At 68.7% G+C, this 13,851-nt stretch carries 16 protein-coding genes; 5 read left to right on the top strand and 11 right to left on the bottom strand.

The features are described from left to right. The 4 genes from ACYVKR_RS00550 to rpoH all read right to left on the bottom strand — a co-directional run bounded on the left by ACYVKR_RS00550 (nt 1) and on the right by rpoH (nt 3,717). Nucleotides 1-909, bottom strand: a complete 909-nt coding sequence (locus ACYVKR_RS00550; protein WP_460478757.1) for a fatty acid desaturase — start codon at nt 907-909, stop codon at nt 1-3. Next, a complete protein-coding gene (locus tag ACYVKR_RS00545; protein WP_460478756.1) occupies nt 909-1,628 on the bottom strand; it encodes a sterol desaturase family protein in 720 nt (239 codons plus the stop codon). The genes ACYVKR_RS00550 and ACYVKR_RS00545 overlap by 1 nt, the downstream gene beginning before the upstream one ends. Before the next feature lie 68 nt (nt 1,629-1,696). Continuing rightward, nucleotides 1,697-2,671 (bottom strand): Bug family tripartite tricarboxylate transporter substrate binding protein, encoded by a 975-nt coding sequence (locus tag ACYVKR_RS00540; RefSeq protein WP_460478755.1) that lies wholly within the window; start codon nt 2,669-2,671, stop codon nt 1,697-1,699. A 95-nt stretch (nt 2,672-2,766) separates the two neighbouring features. Continuing rightward, on the bottom strand, nt 2,767-3,717 hold the full coding sequence (gene rpoH, locus ACYVKR_RS00535) for an RNA polymerase sigma factor RpoH (protein WP_460478754.1): 951 nt from the start codon (nt 3,715-3,717) through the stop codon (nt 2,767-2,769). Between the two features lie 296 nt (nt 3,718-4,013). On the opposite strand from rpoH, the gene cutA reads away from it, so the two are divergent. Further along, a complete protein-coding gene (cutA, locus tag ACYVKR_RS00530) occupies nt 4,014-4,376 on the top strand; it encodes a divalent-cation tolerance protein CutA (protein WP_460478753.1) in 363 nt (120 codons plus the stop codon). Nucleotides 4,377-4,479: 103 nt separating this feature from the next. Here cutA and ftsY read toward each other — a convergent pair whose 3' ends face one another. Next, nucleotides 4,480-5,637 (bottom strand): signal recognition particle-docking protein FtsY, encoded by a 1,158-nt coding sequence (gene ftsY / locus ACYVKR_RS00525; protein ID WP_460478752.1) that lies wholly within the window; start codon nt 5,635-5,637, stop codon nt 4,480-4,482. 73 nt (nt 5,638-5,710) lie between these two features. Here ftsY and ACYVKR_RS00520 point away from each other — a divergent pair, with 73 nt between their 5' ends. From ACYVKR_RS00520 to coaD, 4 genes are all read left to right on the top strand, one after another. After that, entirely contained in the window at nt 5,711-7,174 is a 1,464-nt protein-coding gene (locus tag ACYVKR_RS00520) for a M16 family metallopeptidase (protein ID WP_460478751.1), read from the top strand. 63 nt (nt 7,175-7,237) lie between these two features. Further along, entirely contained in the window at nt 7,238-8,596 is a 1,359-nt protein-coding gene (locus ACYVKR_RS00515) for a M16 family metallopeptidase (protein WP_460478750.1), read from the top strand. Beyond that, nucleotides 8,596-9,204, top strand: coding sequence for an RsmD family RNA methyltransferase (rsmD, locus tag ACYVKR_RS00510; RefSeq protein WP_460478749.1), 609 nt, complete (start codon nt 8,596-8,598; stop codon nt 9,202-9,204). Before ACYVKR_RS00515 ends, rsmD begins: the two co-directional genes overlap by 1 nt. A 9-nt stretch (nt 9,205-9,213) precedes the next feature. Beyond that, the gene (coaD, locus tag ACYVKR_RS00505) at nt 9,214-9,747 is read left to right on the top strand and encodes a pantetheine-phosphate adenylyltransferase (RefSeq protein ID WP_460478748.1); all 534 of its coding nucleotides are present in this window, start codon (nt 9,214-9,216) and stop codon (nt 9,745-9,747) included. On the opposite strand, the gene ACYVKR_RS00500 is transcribed toward coaD, so the two are convergent. The 6 genes from ACYVKR_RS00500 to ACYVKR_RS00475 form a co-directional block, all read right to left on the bottom strand. Then, nucleotides 9,744-10,799 (bottom strand): zinc-binding metallopeptidase family protein, encoded by a 1,056-nt coding sequence (locus tag ACYVKR_RS00500; protein WP_460478747.1) that lies wholly within the window; start codon nt 10,797-10,799, stop codon nt 9,744-9,746. The genes coaD and ACYVKR_RS00500 overlap by 4 nt on opposite strands. 72 nt (nt 10,800-10,871) lie before the next feature. After that, nucleotides 10,872-11,195 (bottom strand): BON domain-containing protein, encoded by a 324-nt coding sequence (locus ACYVKR_RS00495; RefSeq protein ID WP_460478746.1) that lies wholly within the window; start codon nt 11,193-11,195, stop codon nt 10,872-10,874. A 91-nt stretch (nt 11,196-11,286) separates the two neighbouring features. Beyond that, the gene (locus tag ACYVKR_RS00490) at nt 11,287-11,667 is read right to left on the bottom strand and encodes a hypothetical protein (protein ID WP_460478745.1); all 381 of its coding nucleotides are present in this window, start codon (nt 11,665-11,667) and stop codon (nt 11,287-11,289) included. A 56-nt stretch (nt 11,668-11,723) separates the two neighbouring features. Further along, the gene (locus ACYVKR_RS00485) at nt 11,724-11,885 is read right to left on the bottom strand and encodes a DUF1328 domain-containing protein (protein WP_460478744.1); all 162 of its coding nucleotides are present in this window, start codon (nt 11,883-11,885) and stop codon (nt 11,724-11,726) included. Between the two features lie 126 nt (nt 11,886-12,011). Beyond that, a complete protein-coding gene (locus tag ACYVKR_RS00480; protein WP_460478743.1) occupies nt 12,012-13,355 on the bottom strand; it encodes a GAF domain-containing protein in 1,344 nt (447 codons plus the stop codon). After that, on the bottom strand, nt 13,352-13,849 hold the full coding sequence (locus ACYVKR_RS00475; protein ID WP_460478742.1) for a hypothetical protein: 498 nt from the start codon (nt 13,847-13,849) through the stop codon (nt 13,352-13,354). The genes ACYVKR_RS00480 and ACYVKR_RS00475 overlap by 4 nt, the downstream gene beginning before the upstream one ends. Between the last annotated feature and the right edge of the window lie 2 nt (nt 13,850-13,851).

Below are 13,851 nucleotides of genomic sequence, written 5' to 3'. Positions count from 1 at the left end.
TCAGTGGATCGCGTCTGGTGGCATAAGGGAGCGGCTGCGGGCCGGCGGATGCACCAGGCCCAGCACGAACACCCGCAGCATATAGGGCGCGAGGCCCCGCTCGTTCAGCCGGGGATCGACCCGGTGGCGGTAGCGCTCGCGGTGCAGCCGGGTCAGCTCGGACCAGTGCGCCTGCGGGTGCTCGTGGTGTGCCGTGTGCAGCCCGATGTTAAACAGCAGCGGATTCACCAGCCCCTCGAAGTTGCGCGAGTAGTTCAGGACGGTACCGGCGGTATGGCGCGCCGCTCTGGTCAGCGGCCGACCGTCGGCATGCGCGTGCTGCAGGTAGTTGGTGGCCAGCAGCCAGTGCAGGCCGTGCAGCTGCGGAGCTATCACCAGCAGCAGCGCCTTTTGCCAGTCCAGCGCCAGCAGCGCGCCCCAACTGCCCAGCCACAGCGCGTACTGGCCCATGCAGTACCAGAAGGCGCCGGGCTGGCGCTGGCGCAGCTCGGCCAGCCAGCGCAGGAACAGCGGGTACAGCACCCATGCCGCCTGCAGCGGATGGACGAGGTAGCCCGCCAGGTGGTTGTGGTCGCCGCCGAAGCGGTAGGTGCGCGCGGCATCGAGCGGGCCGTGGCGATGGCGGTGGTGGTTGGCCACGTGGGCGGGCCAGAAGACGAAGGTGGGATGGCCTTGCAGCAGCGTGAGCAGGTAGTCGGTGGCGCGGTTGGCGAAGCGGCTGTGCCGGCCCTGCCACATGCGCAGGTGCGTGTGGTTGTGGTGGATGACGCCTATGCCTAGCGTGAGGAAGAGCGTGAGCGCATACAGCCCCAGGTTCCCGCCATGGCGCCACTGCCACGCCACCAGCAGCGGCAGCGCGGCCAGGTAGGCCAGCGATTGCAGGTCCCGCCAGGAGCGCAGCCGGGGCATCAACGGACCACGCTGGTGCGCATCAGCCGGTCCATGAAGGCCAGCGCGAAGCCATAGTTGCCCGCAGGGCGCGCATGGTGCAGGTGGTGGCGGCGGCTGGCGGCCAGCGGGTGCTGGTCCGGCACCTGCGGGAAGAAGTCGTAGTTCGAATGCCCGATCACGTTCAGCGCCAGGCTCAGCGCCGGCACCGCGGCCAGCGACCAGAAGCTGAAGTCGTGCAGCACCATGGGCAGCAGGATCACATTGCCCAGCATCAGCGCCTCCACCGGGTGGAAGCTGTAGGTGGACCACGGCGTGGTGACCACCGAGCGGTGGTGGTCGCCATGGAAGCGCTTGAACCAGCGCGTGTGCAGCAATCGGTGGTTGATCCAGAAGTGCACGTCGTTCCACACCAGCAGCACCGCGATCTCGGCGGCGATCAGCCAGCCGCCGGCATCGGGGTTGAGCCGCGCCCAGCCCAGTTGCACGAAGCCCCAGGGCACGACCATGCCCAGGCCGAAGACCAGGATGGAGTGGAAGGACTGGCGCCATTCGCGCCGCAGCTGGTCGGGCTTGAGCGGGCGCTGGTCGAGCACGCGGCCGATGCCGCGGCGCGCCAGGCTGCGCGTGAGCCAGCCCATGCCCCAGCCGCCGGCCAGGTACAGGCCGCCGAACAGCGCCAGCCCCCAGGCCATGACCTGCCAGGCCGACAGTTGGGCGAAGGCTTCTCCAGTGCTCATGTGGTTTCTATCAAAATAATAGCTGCTTGCGCTTTATACATAGGCGCTGGAGGCCATTTTTACCACAATCACTGCGTGCGGATCTTCTGCTCGCGGATGATGGTGCCCAGCGCCTTCACGTCGGCGTTGATGCGGTTGGCCAGGCCCTCGGGCGAGCTGCCCACGGCCTGCCAGCCCTGCACCGCGAGCTTGGCGCGCATCTCGGGCGTGCGCACGATGTCGCTCACCAGCGTGGACAGCCGCGCCACATGCGACAGCGGCATGGCCTTGGGCGCGGCCACGGCGTTCCAGATCTCGAGGTCGAAGTTCTGCACGCCCAGCTCCTTCAGGCTCGGCAGGCCGGGCGCCAGCGGGCTGCGCGCCGCTGAGGTGACGCCGATGCCGCGCAGCTTGCCCGCCTGGATCTGCGCCATGGCCAGCGCCGGCGGCAGCATGGACACCTGCAGGTCGCCGCCCTGGATGGCGTTGAACACCTGCGGGTAGCCGGCGTAGGGGATGTGCTCGGCCTTGAGCGCCGCGCGGCTCTTGAGCAGCTCCATGCCCAGGTGGCCCACGGTGCCCACGCCGGGCGAGCCGTAGCTCCACTTGCCGCCGGCGCTGGCCGCGGCCGCGAAGAAGGCCTTGCCCTCGGGCGCGCCGGCCGGCGCCACCAGCACCAGCGGCGCCACGCCGATCAGGCTCACGGGCTGCAGGTCCTTCAGCGGGTCGTAGCGCACGCCGGGGTTGAGCAGCCGGGCGATGGTCATGTTGCCGTTGATCATCACGCTGAAGGTGTGGCCGTCCGTGGCCTTGGCCACGTACTCGGCGGCGATGTTGCCGCCCGCGCCGACCTTGTTCTCGACGATGATGGGCTGGCCCAGCGCCTTCTCCAGCGGCTCGGCCAGCGCGCGCGCCGTCAGGTCGGGCGACGAGCCCGCGGGGAAGCCCACGATCAGGTGCAGGGGCTTGCTGGGCCAGCCGTCGCCGGTGGCGGCCAGGGCGCCAGATGCGGCGGCGCAGCAGGCGGCGGCGAGCAGGGCGCGGCGGGACAGCGTTGCAAACATAAGGGGTGTCTCCAATAAAAAAAGCGCACAACCTGGGGTTGTGCGCTCGGATTATCGCCAAAGATGGGCGGCCCGCGCCTTGCGGGCGGTCAGGTTCAGGCGTATTCAGCCAGGGCCTTGCGCATCTTCTTCATCGCGGCGGACTCGATCTGGCGGATGCGCTCGGCGCTCACGCCGTAGATCGCGGCCAGGTCGTGCAGCGTCATGCCGCCCGAGCCGTCGTCGTTGACCTTGAGCCAGCGCTCCTCCACGATGTGGCGGCTGCGCTCGTCCAGCGTGGCCAGCGCATCGCGGATGCCATCGGTGGCCAGCACATCGCGCTGGCGCGCCTCGATCATCGCGGTGGGCTCGTGCGAGGCATCGGCCAGGTAGGCGATGGGGCCGTAGGCCTGCTCGCCGTCGTCGGACGGGCTCGGGTCGAGCAGCACGTCGCCGCCGGACAGGCGCGTCTCCATCTCGATCACGTCCTCGCGCTTGACGTTGAGCTGCGCGGCCATCGCGTCGATCTCGCGGTCGGTCAGCGTCTCGCGGTGCACGCTGGCGTCGTCCATGCCGGCATCGGCCTTGAAGCCCTGCTTGAGCGAGCGCAGGTTGAAGAACAGCTTGCGCTGGCTCTTGGTGGTGGCCACCTTGACCATGCGCCAGTTCTTCAGGATGTATTCGTGGATCTCGGCCTTGATCCAGTGCATGGCGTAGCTCACCAGGCGCACGCCCTGGTCGGGGTCGAAGCGCTTGACGGCCTTCATCAGGCCCACGTTGCCTTCCTGGATCAGGTCGCCGTGCGGCAGGCCGTAGCCCAGGTACTGGCGGGCGATGGAGACCACCAGGCGCAGGTGCGACAGCACCAGCCGGCCGGCGGCGTCCACGTCGGACGTTTCCTTGAGCTGGCGCGCATAACGCAACTCCTCCTCTGCGGTCAGCAGAGGGATCCGGTTCACCGCCGAGATGTAGGCATCGAGATTGCCCAGCGGCGGCACCAGGGACCACGGATTTGCAGGAGCCACTGCGTTGTTGTTGACGGCGACGGCTCCAGAATGGCTAGTCATGCTAGAAGTCCTTTCTTCCATGCGATGCATGGTAACACCGCTTCGATTCCCCAAAAGTTCTGGGAGTTCCCTTCCAAAAGGCGGGAAAATGCGGCTTTGCTTGTAGGTGGAAATGCAATGCTTATCAAGCACTGGAATGCGCAGATAGCTATTGTTTTTGATAGTGCTTCAGACTACTTTACCAACGCGATTCGGGCGATTCTCCGGCACCGCCATATATCTGATATGCCTGGTTGGATGCAATCCTTAGCAGAAAGTTGCATAAAAAATTTCTCTCGCTCCGATAGGATGCGGCCATGAACACCGCCAGCCGCCGCCCGTCCCTGCACCCCCTGGCCGAGATCGCCTGGCTGACCACGACGGTCGACGCCGAGGCCCAGGCCCGCGAGCTGGCGCGCGCGGGCGTCGAGGCGCGCCTGGCGGCCTGCGCGCAGGTCGAGGCCATCGTGTCGCACTACTGGTGGGAGGGCGCGCTGCAGGAGAGCGCCGAGTGGCGCATCACCTGGAAGACCACGCCGCGCCAGCTCGATGCCCTGCAGGCGCAGCTGGCGCCGCTGCACCCCTACGAGCTGCCGCAGTGGACGCACGGCCTGTGCGGCGCCGCGCCGGCCTATGCACTGTGGGTGGCGCAGCAGGTGGCGCCACGGCTGCAGGTTTGATGAAAAAAGAGAGCTGCTGGCGGTTGTCCATCAAGGATTTCAGATATTTTTATATCTGAAACCAAGAATGGACAAGCGCCAGCAGCTCTCTTTTTTGAAAGGATCAGCTCAGCAGCGCCTGCGCGAACTCGCGCGCGCTGAAGGTTTCCAGGTCTTCCAGCCTTTCGCCGACACCGATGAAGTAGACGGGGATGGGCCGCTCCTGCGCGATGGCGGCGAGCACGCCGCCCTTGGCCGTGCCGTCGAGCTTGGTCACGACCAGGCCGGTGAGCTGCAGCGCGTCGTCGAAGGCGCGCACCTGGTTCAGCGCGTTCTGGCCGGTGTTGCCGTCGATCACCAGCAGCACCTCGTGCGGCGCCGAACCATCGGCCTTGGTGATGACGCGGCGGATCTTCTTCAGCTCTTCCATCAGGTGCAGTTGCGTGGGCAGGCGGCCGGCGGTGTCGACCAGCACCACGTCCTTGCCGCGCGCCTTGCCGGCGGTGACGGCATCGAAGCTCACGGCGGCCGGGTCGCCCCCGTCCTGGCTGACGATCTCGACCATGTTGCGGTTGGCCCAGACGCCGAGCTGCTCGCGCGCCGCGGCGCGGAAGGTGTCGGCCGCGGCCAGCAGCACGGCCTGGTTGCTGTCGGCCAGGTGCTTGGTCAGCTTGCCGATCGAGGTGGTCTTGCCTGCGCCGTTGACGCCGGCCACCATGATGACGGTGGGCTGGTGCTCGCCGATGACCAGCGGCTTTTCCAGCGGCGCCAGCAGCTCGGCCAGCGCGTCGGCCAGCAGCGACTTGACGGCGGCGGGCTCGGTGGCCTTGGCCTCCTTGACGCGGCGGCGCAGGTCGGTGAGCAGGTGCTCCGTGGCCTTGACGCCGGTGTCGGCCATCAGCAGCGCCTCTTCCAGCTCTTCGTAGAGCTGCTCGTCGATGCGCGTGCCGGTGAAGACGGTGGTGATGCTGGTGCCGGTCTTGCGCAGCCCGGTCTTGAGCCGGGCCACCCAGCCCTGGCGTTCGCCGGCTTCGGCCGTATCGACGGCGACCGGCTTCGGCGTGGGCTCCGGCACGGCCGGCGGCGCGGGCAGGGCGGCGGGCGCAGGTGCTGGCGCGGCCTCACTCTTGCCGAAGGGGTTGCGCAGCCAGCTCTTGCCGGCGGGCGCCTCCGGCGTGGGGGCGGCGGGCTCGACAGGCACGGCGGGCGCCGCAGGTGCGGGCGCTGGCAGGGCGGCTTCGGCTTCGGCGGTGGGGGATTTTTTCTTGAAGAAACTGAACATTGGCGGCTACGTAGAATCACACCGGTCTGCAGCCCATCTCTAAGCAGGCTGCCAACGGTATGGCTCCTATTCTATGAAACGTTCCCTGTCCCTGCTGGCCGCTACGGCCTGGATCGCCTGCGCCACCGCTTCGGCGGCACCGCCCGCGACTCCTTCCGCGGCACCCCAAAATGCCTCCAAGCCCATCGCCACCAACGCCGCTGGCGCGCAGCAGTTCACGCTGAAGAACGGCATGGGCCTGATCGTGCAGCCCGACCGGCGCGCGCCCACGGCCGTGCACATGGTGTGGGTGCGCGTGGGCTCCATCGACGAGGTGGACGGCCGCTCGGGCCTGGCCCATGTGCTGGAGCACATGATGTTCAAGGGCACGCCCACGGTGCCGCCGGGCGATTTCTCGCGCAAGGTGGCGGCGCTGGGCGGGCAGGACAATGCCTTCACCAACCGCGACTACACCGGCTACTACCAGCAGATCCCGGCGAACCGGCTGGAGCAGGTGATGCGCCTCGAGTCCGACCGATTTGCCCACAATAAGTGGCCCGACAGCGAGTTCAAGAAGGAGATCGAGGTCATCAAGGAAGAGCGCCGCATGCGCACCGAGGACAACCCGCGCGCCAGCCTGATGGAGCAGCTCAACGCGGCCACCTTCGTCGCCTCGCCCTACCACCGCCCGGTCGTGGGCTGGATGGGCGACCTGGATTCGATGACGCCCGATGATGCGCGCAGCTTCCACCAGCAGTGGTACGTGCCCGCCAACGCCGTGGTCGTGGTGGCCGGCGACGTGGACGTGAACCGCGTGCGCGCGCTGGCCGAGAAGTACTACGGCTCCATCCCCGCGCGCGCCGTGCCGGTGCGCAAGCCCCGGCCCGAGCCGGAGCAAAAGGGCATGCGCCGCGTGGACTACAAGGCGCCGGCCGAGCAGGCCTATGTGCTGATGGCCTTCAAGGTGCCCGACCTGGAATCGCTTGACGCCCCCAAGCCCGCCGACCAGGACGCGCTGGCGCTGCTGATGCTGTCGGGCGTGCTCAGCGGCTATGACGGCGCGCGGCTCGACCGCCGCCTGACCCAGGGCGACAAGCGCGTGGCCGACGCCACCTTCAGCGGCGCCAACGTGGTCAACCGCGGGCCGGCGACCTTTGTGTTGGGCGGCATCCCGGCCAACGGCCACAGCGCCAAGGAAGTGGAAGACGCGCTGCGCGCCGAGGTGGCGCGCGTGGCCCAGGAGGGCGTGAGCGACGCCGAGCTGGCGCGGGTCAAGACGCAGTGGACGGCGTCCACCGTCTACGAGCGCGACTCGGTCTTCGGCCAGGCCAACGACCTGGGCTCGAACTGGGTGCTGGGCCTGCCGCTCGATGCCAACGACAAGTTGCTGGCGCTGCTCAAGACCGTCACGCCCGCGCAGGTGCAGGCCGCGGCGGCCAAGTATTTCGGCGACGACCAGCTTACTGTGGCCACGCTGGTACCGCAGCCGCTGTCGGATGCCGACCGGGCCGCGCAGCGGCGCGCCGGCGAGGCCGGCAAGAACGGTGCGGTGCACTGATATTCAAAATTCATAGCTGCTAGCGCTCTATTGATAAGCGCTACAGCCTTATTTGACCTAAAAATGATCCAAACCCCCATCTCCCGCAGGCTTGCACAGGCCACCCTGGTCGGGGCCGGCGCGCTCCTGTCCGCCCACAGCGCCTGGGCGCTGCTGCCCATCACCCACTGGACGCAGGACAGCGGCGCGCAGGTCTGGCTGGTCAACAGCCCCACCATCCCGATGGTGGACGTGCAGGTCAACTTCGACGCCGGCAGCCGCCGCGACCCGGCCGAGCAGGCGGGCCTGGCCAGCGCCGCGGCGCGCATGCTCTCCAAGGGCGTCAAGGCCGACGGCAGCCAGCCGGCCATGGACGAGAACGCCATCGGCGAGGCCTGGGCCGACCTGGGCGCGAGCTTCGACGCCGGCGCCAGCAACGATGCGCTGACCTTCTCGCTGCGCTCGCTCACCGACGGCAGCCTGCTCGACCGCGCCGCCGACCTGGCCGCGCGCCAGATCGGCCAGCCCAGCTTCGACGCCGCCATCTGGCAGCGCGAGCGCGAGCGCTGGAACGCCGCCATCAAGGAAGGCGACACGCGTCCGGCCGTGGTGGCCGGCCGCGCGCTGAACGCCGCCGTCTTCGGCACGCACCCCTACGGCCTGCGGCCTACCGAGGCCACGCTGGCGCGCATCGAGCCGGCCGCCATGCAGGGCTATTTGCAGCGCTACGTCGATGCCTGCCGCGCCAAGGTCACGCTGGTGGGCGCGCTCGACCGGGGCCAGGCCGATGCGCTGGTCAAGCGCCTGCTGGCCAAGATCCCGGCCACGCCGAAGGCGCAGTGCGCGGCGCTGCCCGAGGTGCCCGCGGTGCAGCCGCTGGCCAAGGCCGAGCAGCAGGACATTCCCTTCGCCGCCGCGCAGGCCCAGGTGCTGCTGGCCCAGCCGGGCATCCGCCGCGCCGACCCGGACTTTCTCGCCGTGCTGGTGGGCAACCACATCCTGGGCGGTGGCGGCTTCGCGTCGCGGCTGATGGAAGAGGTGCGCGAGAAGCGCGGCCTCACCTACGGCGTGTATTCCAGCTTCAGCCCCGGCCTGGACGCCGGCGCCTTCGCCGTCGGCCTGCAGACCCGGCCCGACCAGGCCGCCGAGGCGCTGAAGGTGACGCGCGAGGTGCTGCAGAAATTCATCGCCGACGGCCCCACCGCCAAGGAGCTGCGCGACGCCAAGGACAACCTCATCGGGGGCTTTGCGCTGCGTATCGACAGCAACTCCAAGCTGCTCGGCAACGTGACCAACATCGCCTGGAACGGCCTGCCGCTGGACTACCTGGACCACTGGACCGAGCGCGTCGAGGCGCTGACGGTGCAGGATGTGCGCCGCGCCATGGCGCGCATGGTGCAGCCCGAGAAGATGGTCACCGTGGTGCTGGGGGCCAAGCCCTGATGGCCCGCGCACCGACTTCCGCCAAACGTGCCGCGGCCAGTGCCAGCGGAGAGATCCGCATCATCGGCGGCCAGTGGCGCCGCACCCGGCTGCAGGTGCTGCAGCGGCCCGACCTGCGGCCCACGCCCGACCGTGTGCGCGAAACCCTGTTCAACTGGCTGGGGCAGGACCTCGCCGGCTGGCGCTGCCTCGATGCCTTTGCCGGCAGCGGCGCGCTGGGCTGGGAGGCTGCATCGCGCGGCGCCGCCGAGGTGCGCATGGTCGAGTCCGACGCCGGCCTCGCGCAGCAGCTGCGCGAGCAGGGCGCCAAGCTCGGCGCCGGCATGGTGAACGTCGTGCGCGGCGACGGCGTGGCGGCGCTCAAGGCCAGCGCGCCGGGCCACTGGCATGCGATCTTCCTCGATCCGCCGTTCTCCGGCGCCTGGTTCGAGCCGGCCCTGCAGGCCAGCCACGCCGCGCTGGCCGACGATGGCTACCTCTACCTGGAGGCGCCGCAGGCCTGGACGGCCGAAGCCCTGGCTCCGCTGGGCTGGGCGCTGCACCGCCACCTGAAGGCCGGCGCCGTGCATGCCCACCTGCTGACCAAGCTGCGACCGGAGCCCGCGTAGAAATCGGCTATGCTGCGGCCCATTTCGCCGATTTCACAGCCACCGCAGGAGACTCCCGTGACCCCTCCCGTAATCGCCGTCTACCCCGGCACCTTCGACCCGATCACGCTGGGGCACGAGGACATGGTGCGCCGGGCCAGCCGCATGTTCGGCCAGGTCGTTGTGGCCGTGGCGGCGGGCCACCACAAGAAGACCATGTTCACGCTGGACGAGCGCCTGGCCACCGTGCGCGAGGCGCTGTCCGATGTGCCCAATGTCTCGGTGGTCAGCTTCGAGGGGCTGGTGATCGAGTGCGTGGCGGCGCAGGGCGCCCAGGTCATGGTGCGCGGGCTGCGCTCGGGTACCGACTTTGACTACGAGTTCCAGCTCGCCGGCATGAACCGCCACCTCAAGCCCGAGGTGGAGACGGTGTTCCTCACGCCCAGTGCGCAGCTGCAGTTCATCAGCAGCACGCTGGTGCGCGAGATCGCGTCGCTGGGCGGCGATGTGGGGCAGTTCGTCTCGGCCAGCGTGCAAGCGCGGCTGGCGGCCAAGCTGGCCTAGGAGCGGTGGCGCAGCACCAGCTCGTGCACATAGCGCAGCTTGTCCATGGCGCCGGGCGATAGCGCGAACGGATAGGCGTCGAGCTGGCCCAGGCTGCGGTTGAGGCTGTTGAGCATCAGCGTCAGCGGCACCCATTGCTGCGTCAGCGCCTCGAAATCGGGCGCGTCCGGCGCGAACGGGTTCAGCACCTGGATCGGGTTCGGCCCCGCCGGCCCGGCAATCGCCAGCTGCACCTGGTAGCTCGCGGCGGTCTCCAGCAGGTCCATCATGTGCAGGTAGTGCGCCGAGGTTTCGGCCCAATCCTCCCAGGGATGCGCGCAGGCGTAGGAGCTGACATACGACGCGCTCCAGTGCGCAAAGTCCGGCGGCGACTGGTAATGCTGGCGCAGCGCCTGCTGGTAGTCCTGCCGCTCGTCGCCGAACAGCGCGCGGAAGGACTCCAGCTCGCCGCCGTCGCGCACCAGCCGGTCCCAGTAGAAATGGCCGGCCTCGTGTCGCAGGTGGCCGAGCAGCGTGCGGTAGGGCTCGTGCAGCGCCACGCGGCGGCGCACGCGCTCGTCGTCGTCGGCCTCGGCGATGTTGAGCGTGATGGTGCCGTTGGCATGGCCGGTCAGCACCGGCGCCTGGCCGGGCAGGTCGGCCAGGAATTCATAGCTCGGCCACCAGCCGGGCCGCTCGGGCTGTAGCCCGAGTCGCGCCAGCGTGTAATAGAGCTGGCGCTTGGCGGCCTCGATCTTCTGCCAGCGCAGCATGTTGCCGGGCACCGACAGGTCGGGCAGGATGCGCGTCTGCCGGCACGAGACGCACAGCTCGTGCGGATCGTCCTCGCGCACCGCGAAGTTGCAGGCCTGGTAGCGCAGCCGGTTGGCACACATGCGGTAGCGCAAGCCACCGGCCACGGGCTGCCACAGCGTGGTGTCGCCTGCCACGGGCGCCAGGGCCTGGATGGCTCTGGCCTCCGGCACATAGGCCAGCGTGGCGCCGCAATGCACGCACTGCACATTGTCGAAGAAGGCAATGTGGCCGCATTGGTCGCAGTGGAAGACTTGCATGGTGCAAGAATAAGGCGGGAGCGCGCAAAAAAACAGGCCCCGCAGGGCCTATTTGCGGGACGCGCCAGTCGCTTACTGCTTGACGATCAGGCTGTTGCGCACTTCGGTCACGCCCTTGACGGAGCGTGCCAGCTCGCCGGCGCGGTCCTTCTCGCGCTGGGTCTTCGCAAAGCCGGACAGCTGCACGATGCCGCCGTCGATGGTCTTGACGTTGATGTTGGCGGCGGAGGTCTCGGCGTCGTTGGCCAGCTTAGCCTTCACGGCGGTGGTCACGGCCGAGCCGTCGATGTATTCGCCGACGGTCTCTTGCTTGCGGGCCACGGAGCAGCCGGTGGCGATCACCAGGGTGGCGCCGGCCATGGCTGCGATGGCGAGGGTACGGGTGATTTTCTTCATGGTGTTATGTCCTCCGAAAAAGTGATGCAAGGGAACGGTGAGTATCGATCAGCGGCTGCATCCACGCATAACCGACAACGGTGAAAAATGTTCAATCGCGGCTGCGGGTGGCCATGATGACCAGCGTAGCCAGCGCCGCGCCGGCGGCCATGGCCATGGCAAGCGACTTGCCAGGCTGCTCGTTGACGTAGGTGGTGGTGACCTCTTGCGCACGGTGGAAGTGCTTGCGGGCACGGTGCGAGGTGTCGGCCGCGTAATTGATGCCGCGGTTCGCCAGGTCCTGTGCGCGGGCAGCGAAATCGTCGATGGCGGCCCGGTCGCTCAACTGGTCCAGCTTGTGTTCGGCCTTCTTGTAGGCAGAGCGGGCGGCGCCGCGCGCGGAATCCACGGCGTCTTCGGCATGATCCAGCACATCCTGGGCTGTGTCGTGCACTTTTTCAACAGCATCCTTGGCGGTGTTCTCTACGCTCATAACTATGACCTCTTTCTCCGTATCACTACATGGCGTGCCAACTGGCATCGGGCCTGCTACTTCTTCACAAGTCCGAAAAGGAACGATATCACGGCCAGCACTATAAACACAAAGAACAGGATTTTGGCAATGCCGACGGCGCCTGCCGCGATGCCGCCAAACCCGAACACTGCGGCAATCAGGGCAATGACCAGAAAAACGACTGCATAGTGAAGCATGGCTGTTTCCTCGATGGGTGGGCTTTCGACTCCGGGCTGTTGGAGTCGCCGTGAAGCCAGTATGCGTGCCGCGCTATCGGGGATGTGCCAGCGATGGAAGGATGCCTATGTAGGACATGGCCGGCCCTAGTCTGCTTCGCTGCACTCCACGCGCATGCCCACGCACAGCCGGAACTGGCCGCGGCCGGTCTTCTCGATGCGCACCGGCAGCGGCTGTTCGGCCAGGCGGCGCTCCAGCAGGATCAGGCGCGCCTCGAGGTTGTCCACCACGTCGGGCAGGCCGATGGCGGCATCGAGCCGCAGCTCGCGGTTGGTGAAGTCGGTGCGGCCGCGCTGCAGGTATTCGTGCAGCAGCTTCCAGAAGATCGCGCCGGCCACGCCCTTGATGAGGTAGCTGCCGTTCAGGAAGACGCTGTGGTTGCTGCGGTAGCGGTGCGCGCGCAGCAGGCCCTGCACGGCGGGCGGCCTGCCGCCGTGCGCGGCGCTGGCCGGGCCGCCGGCGGCGTCGGCGCCGAGCTGCAGCAGCGCGATGGTGGTGGCCAGGTGTGTGGCCAGCGAGACCAGCACGTCCTCATCCTCGAAGCCGAAGCGCGACTCCTGCGCGCTTTCGACGAAGACCACGCCCAGCAGCCGGCCTGCGGCCAGCAGCGGCACGGCCATCTGGCTCTGCGGCTGGGGCAGGCCGGGGTAGGGGATGTCGGTGCCCGCGGGCAGGCCGCCGCTGTCGGCCAGCGCCTGGCGCACGGTGTGGCTGTAGAGGCTGGCCGTGGTGAAGTGGCTGATGCGCACCGGCGTGCGCGCCTGCGCGGCCATGCCGATCACGCCCTGGCCCAGCGCGATCTCCGAGCCCACGCCCGAGCGCGCATAGCCGTGGCTGGCGACGGTGTACAGGCGCTGCTGGGCGGCGTCGAGCAGCAGCACCAGCGCATGCTCGATGGCCAGGTCTTGCGCGAGCGTGCGCACCACCGCGGCCAGGGCTTCGTCGAGCGAGCGGCACTGCGCCAGCTGCTCGCCGCCGCGCCGGGCCGCGCCCAGCAGGCCGCGCCGCGGTGCAGGCGGCGGCAATGTGTCGCCGGCCACCGGCTCGATGGCCTGCACGGCGTAGATGTCGGCGCCCTTGAGTTCGAACACCTCGGCCATGCCGGTGTGCGAGGCGATGCCGGCGAGCTGCGCGCGCATGCTCTCGAATACCGGCCCTTCAGTCTGTGTGTGCAGGTAGCGGATGTGCAGCCGGCGGAAGGCGAAGGTCTGCGGGTCGAGCAGCAGCAGCTGGGCCTCGGGGTTGGCCAGGATGTTCTGCCGCGTCTTGTTGAAGAACTGGAACGACAGCGCCACGTGCCCCGGATCGACGTAGTAGACCTGCGACAGGTAGGCCACGTTGGGCGTGCCGTCGGCCGCGCAGGTGGCGATCTGCGCGGGGATGGTGCCCTCCAGGCAGGGGCGGATGTCGTCGAGCGTGAGCGGGCTCATGGCTGGGTGCCGCACAGGGCGCTGCCGGCGGCGCGGCCCGGGGTCTGGTCGAAGGCCTGCTCGGGCGCGAACTGCACGGCCACCAGGTCGTCGAGCCGGTAGGCCAGAAAGGTGCGAACTTGCTGCGGGCCGAAGCCGAGCTGGCCCAGCTCGCGCTCCATGCTCTGCAGGTAGCGCTGTAGCACCGGCGTGTCGCCGGCTTCGGCCGGGCGCAGCCGCACGCGGCCGGCCTTGACCTGCAGCGCCAGGTTGGTGCTGGGCTGGCTGAACACCACGGCGACGCGGCCGGTGGCGGCCAGGTCGTCCAGCACCTGCGCGGCCGCCGTGCGGCCCAGGTAGGCGGTGATCTCGTCGCCCGCGGGGTTGATGGCCGAGCCCACGGCGCGCATCAGGCTGGGCCGGTGGCTGGCATCGCGCGAGGCGACGATGGTGGAGACGCCCCGGGCGATCAGCGCGATCTGCGCAGGGCCGAGCGGGCTGGCGGGCTCAGGCATGT

Source organism: Comamonas humi (assembly GCF_054782535.1).
This window is presented reverse-complemented; position numbering and strand designations above follow the sequence as displayed.